Source organism: Lachnobacterium bovis DSM 14045 (assembly GCF_900107245.1).
Classification (GTDB): Bacteria; Bacillota; Clostridia; order Lachnospirales; family Lachnospiraceae; genus Roseburia; species Roseburia bovis.
In genome coordinates, this window is sequence record NZ_FNPG01000006.1 from 1 (window position 1) to 4,872 (window position 4,872).

Genomic DNA, 4,872 nt, shown 5'->3' on the forward strand with positions numbered 1-4,872 from the left:
AAACCGATTAGATAGCGTATTAAAGTATATAAACAGGTATAAGCTATTAATTATAGATGAACTAGGTTATTTGCCAATCGACAAAGAAGATTCAAATCTATTTTTTCAACTGATAGATATGAGGTATGAAAAGAAAAGCACTATTTTGACAACAAATATAAATTTTAATGACTGGGATAACATTTTTTATGATGCTGTTGTAGCAAACGCGATATTAGACAGAATACTGCATCATTCTAAAGTAATTACAATAAATGGTAGATCATATAGAGTCAAAGATTATATTAAACCATCAGAGTAATTGTACATAATAATATAAAACTTTTTGTACATAAATACTTGACACTTTATATGTAGTTATGATTATGATAAAAACAGTGAGACTACACGAGCCTTTTATTCATTCGTACAGAATAAACTTCACTATGCAGTAACTGGAAAAACTGCTGCTGAATTGATAAGTGAGAGAGCTTCGATTGATAGTCCTACAATGGGTCTAACAACTTGGAAGGGTGCTCCTGATGGAAAAATATTAAAAAGTGATATTATAGTAGCTAAAAACTATTTGAATGAAAAAGAAATTTCTAGATTGAACAGATTGGTTACTATGTTTATTGACTATGCAGAATTGATGGCTGAAGACGAAGTGCTAATGAGCATGAAGGATTGGCTTGATGAAACAGATATTTTTCTAAAGAATAATAGGCGGGAAGTACTTTCCGGAAAAGGAACGGTGTCTCATGAAGCAGCAGTCAAAAAGGTCAGCAAGATATATGAGGAATTTCGTAAAAAGCAGGACGAAGAATATATATCAGAATTTGATCGAGAAATGGAAAAATATTATTCTGGTCGAAGTGAACCATAAAGCTTAACAAAATACTACTTAGAGAGCGGCTATATTTGAGGCATGGATTCATTCATTCCGGTAGAAGGAACCATATTACATGCAAACTGGATGAGGTTGAATATATATATGAAATAACAGATTGTGGAGGAAAAAAGTTATAAATGGGAAGAATTGTTGCAATTGGAGGCGGTGAATTAGACATCACGCACAGAATTAATGAGTATATTGTTAAATTGGCAGGCAAGAAAAATCCTAACTTTCTATTTATCGGAACTGCCAGCCATGATGCAGAAGGTTATATAACAGGTATTAAAAATGAATTTGAAAGCCTTGGCTGCTCAGTAAGTGCACTTAGACTTACTACTGAAACTTATACTGATGAAGAAATTAATAGCATATTGAACCTAGCAGATATCATTTATGTAGGTGGTGGGGATACATCTTTTATGATGGATACCTGGAAAAAGTATGGACTAGACGAGAAACTGAAACAAATATATTACAATGATCAAGCAGTATTATCGGGGCTTAGTGCAGGTGCGATATGTTGGTTTAGTTGTGGTCATAGTGACAGTTCTATTTTTGAAGTAGATGGTCAAGTAGGCTATGGTTGGGTAAATGGATTACTTGAGATTTTCCCATACACTTTTTGCCCTCATTACAACGAACGCGGAGAAATCTTAGATTCAATGATTGGTGAACAGACATCTCCTTGCTTAGCGCTTGATAATAATGTTGCTTTTGTTGATCAAGATGGATGCATCAGCTACGTTACATCGGATAATTCATCTAAGGCATATGTCCTTAATTATGTTGATGGGATGTTGAAAAAGCAGGAACAGAAAGTAGATAAAATATAATAGGCTAAGTCAGAACGCTGTATATGGGGATGTCCTTAACATTATGGAAGAAATCTCAGCAATATTAGAGTATTTGAAGGAGTGGAATAATAATGATAATTAAAGAATATGAAGAAAGCTATCGTGATGATCTTATATTTATGATACTTTCTGCAAAGGATGCTCTTGGGAGAAAACCCGGGATAAACGAAGATCTTTTACATATAAAAGAGAATTATTTTAATAAGGGGGGCAATTTTTGGATAGCGATAGATGATTCTGACAGGGTAATAGGCTCAATAGGTTACTCTATCATTGAAGGCACCACAGAGGCTTTTATACATAGATTATTCATAAAACCCTCATTAAAAAGACAGGGATTAGGGACAAAGCTATTGCTAAAAGCTGAGGAAGAGTTAAAACTTAAAGGGATTACAATCGCTAAAGTTCATCTGGGAGAGCCGGAAGAACAGTGGTTTGAGTCGTATAACTTTTATCCAAAACATGGATACGTGTTTTGCGGAGACCGACTTATGATGAAGGATATATAAAGTTGATTATCAAAATATTATAGAAGGGGATATGAATACGAGCTAAAAGGAGATGTTGAGAGATGACAGATGTTTATGAAAAATGCCCTGATATTGAAACAGATAAGGTTTTATTAAGACCGGCCTGCAAAGAAGATTCAGTACAATTATTAAAAATTTACAGTGACAAAAACGCATTACCATTTTTTAATAGTGATAATTGTCATGGTGATAATTTCTATTATCCTACAAAAGAAAAGATGGATTCGGCAATTGATTTCTGGCTGGATTCATATCAGAAAAAGTGGTTTGTAAGATGGGTAATTGTGGATAAAGCTTCGGCAAACATTATTGGATCTGTAGAATTGTTCCACAGAAGTGCAGATGATGATTTTAATGGAGTTGGAGTATTAAGAATTGATCTTGGCAGTGACTATGAGAAATCATCTCTCATTAAAAATGTCCTTGAGGCAATTGTGCCAACAGCATATGAAATGTTTGACTGTGAAGAAATAATATCAAAAGTTCCAATATATGCTGTTGAAAGAGCCCAGGCTTTTTCTGATTATGGATTTGAAAAATCTGAAAAATTCTTGGTTGGAACAATAGACCACTACGCATATAAAGATTATTGGACAATTCATAATTGATTTATTATATAATGGGTGTACCTTATAGAAAAAGCAATTGATAGCAAGTTTCCGGCTTCTTGTTCGGGTGAGTGAGTAACTGAGTGAGTTTTCAAAATGGTGGTATGGAAAGGCGCTTCCTTTCTATATTTTTTGAGTGAGCTTTCTTCTCCTAAGCGAGAGGTCGGAGGTTCGACTCCTCTCGGGGACGTTTTTCATAGACACTTTTTACGTAAGTTTTTAATGATCAATGTGATTATTATGGAAGTTATGTGAATAAGTGTCTTTTTTTTACAAAAAATTTTGTTGATTGAAAAATTAGTTTATATATAAATATATGAGTTCTGCCGAAAAATATATATGATATGAATAATTATATATGTGAAGTGAGGGAGAAAAATGAAAGATAGAAATCCTAATTTATATGAAAAGAAAAAAAAGATTTGTAGTTTTTTTATTATATTTTCTTTAATCGTCTTTATGGGGTTAATGGTCGTTGAAGTCTATGCAATAAAAGAATTTAAAAAAAATTTTTTTATAATAGTTGCTATAGCTGCGGTTGCTGTTCTTTGTGTTGTGATAGCAATTGTGGAGATGTTGCGTTTAATTAAACTTTATAAAGATGAAGATGCGTTAGTTAATGAAGAAATTTTTAAAGCATTAAAAAATATGCAAATTTTACAAAGTGAAAATTTTAATAGATTTAATAGTGATATTGAAAGAGTAATTCAACATAATAAGGAAATTCTCGATGAAAGTGTTGATGATATATTTAAAGTTCAAAAAGAAGTGTCAATTGCAATTGTTAAGAAAAATGAATCAAGTGCGCAAAAAACTATTGAACAAAATAAAGAAAATGCAGAAGCAATTATAGCAGCTAATCTTGATATGAAAGATGACGTAAATCTTATCAAAAACGAGTTAATGAAGTTTTATGATTATAGTAAAGAGTTTAGAACAGAAATTAAGGATAAAATTGATAGTATAAAAGAAAGTGCAGATAAAAGTATTGAGTTAAATGAAGTCATTGAAAATGTAATGCAAGAAAAAACTAATTCTGAAAATGAGAATAATTTGAAATTTGAAAACATGAAAAATGAAATCCTTTTGGCTTTAGCAGAAAAAAATCTTGATTTTCCTACAGATGAGTTTTTAACTATAGAAAAAAATATAAATGATTTACAGAAAATGCAAAATGAATTGGTAACTAAAAATGATAAAGAAGAATTGCTTGAAAAAATAATAGAATTTTTTGAGCAAACAAAAAATAATTTCAATGAAGCAAAAACAGATAATGTTATTAATGAAAAAATTGATAATCTAAAATTAGAAGTTGAGGAATCTGTAGGGCAGATTGCGTCAAATTTTAATTCCAGAGTTGATAACATAATTGAAAAAATTGGAGAGATTAATGAAAAAATAGAAATGTTTTTTGAGGAAGATGAAAGTGATGTTGATGAAATCGAAGCTGAGGATAATGTAATTGCTGAAGAAATGCTTAAGTTGAACAGTCGCATTAGTCAGCAAATTGAATCTAATTTTGCTGAAATGGAAGAAGTTATTGCAAGACAGGCGGAAGAGATAAAAAGCTTGACAGAAAAATATGATGAAATATTAAATAAAATAAAAGAAATAGATAATAAAACTGAAAAGTTTGATGCAGTAATTGAAAACAATCTTACTTACAAAGGTGAGAGTGTTGAAGGTTTACCATTAGAAAATTTACAAGGGAAGGATCAAATTGATAATAAAATAAGTGAAGTAGTAACAAAAATTGAAAGTGAATTGTTGCCAGAACCAGAATTAGAAACAGAGCAGGTTGAGGAACAAATACCGGAACTAGAAGAACCAGAAATAAATTTAGAAAAAATAATACAACCTGAGGAAGAGTTGGTATTAGAATCAGAAAATAAAGAAATCGAACCAACAATTGATAATGAAGAAGAGCAAAACCAGGAAGAAGTACCAACGTCAGAAGAATCAACAGAAATATTGATGGAATCAGAAATTATGCCAGAAATAGATTT

At 31.3% G+C, this 4,872-nt stretch carries 6 protein-coding genes; all 6 read left to right on the top strand.

Translation table 11 applies throughout. The features are described from left to right. Positions 1-301 (top strand): ATP-binding protein (locus tag BLV79_RS02085; protein ID WP_159429313.1); only part of this gene is annotated, 301 nt, incomplete at its 5' end. 48 nt (positions 302-349) lie between these two features. Then, positions 350-865: a RhuM family protein gene (gene rhuM, locus BLV79_RS02090; RefSeq protein WP_242871415.1), complete on the top strand. Its 516-nt coding sequence runs from the start codon at positions 350-352 to the stop codon at positions 863-865. A gap of 143 nt (positions 866-1,008) precedes the next feature. After that, positions 1,009-1,707 carry a Type 1 glutamine amidotransferase-like domain-containing protein gene (locus tag BLV79_RS02095; RefSeq protein ID WP_074715774.1) on the top strand — a complete coding sequence of 233 codons (699 nt, stop codon included), beginning with the start codon at positions 1,009-1,011 and terminating at the stop codon, positions 1,705-1,707. A 92-nt stretch (positions 1,708-1,799) separates the two neighbouring features. Further along, complete coding sequence (locus BLV79_RS02100; protein WP_074715776.1) at positions 1,800-2,237, top strand: GNAT family N-acetyltransferase; 438 nt, start codon at positions 1,800-1,802, stop codon at positions 2,235-2,237. A gap of 62 nt (positions 2,238-2,299) precedes the next feature. Further along, positions 2,300-2,866 carry a GNAT family N-acetyltransferase gene (locus BLV79_RS02105; protein ID WP_074715778.1) on the top strand — a complete coding sequence of 189 codons (567 nt, stop codon included), beginning with the start codon at positions 2,300-2,302 and terminating at the stop codon, positions 2,864-2,866. Positions 2,867-3,244: 378 nt separating this feature from the next. After that, positions 3,245-4,872 (top strand): ring-infected erythrocyte surface antigen domain-containing protein (locus tag BLV79_RS12685; protein WP_159429314.1); only part of this gene is annotated, 1,628 nt, incomplete at its 3' end.

What these genes read in the sequence shown, in the direction of transcription:
- BLV79_RS02105 (WP_074715778.1), top strand. Translation starts at nt 2,300, where the DNA reads ATGACAGATGTTTATGAAAAATGCCCTGATATTGAAACAGATAAGGTT.
- BLV79_RS02100 (WP_074715776.1), top strand. Translation starts at nt 1,800, where the DNA reads ATGATAATTAAAGAATATGAAGAAAGCTATCGTGATGATCTTATATTT.
- BLV79_RS02095 (WP_074715774.1), top strand. Translation starts at nt 1,009, where the DNA reads ATGGGAAGAATTGTTGCAATTGGAGGCGGTGAATTAGACATCACGCAC.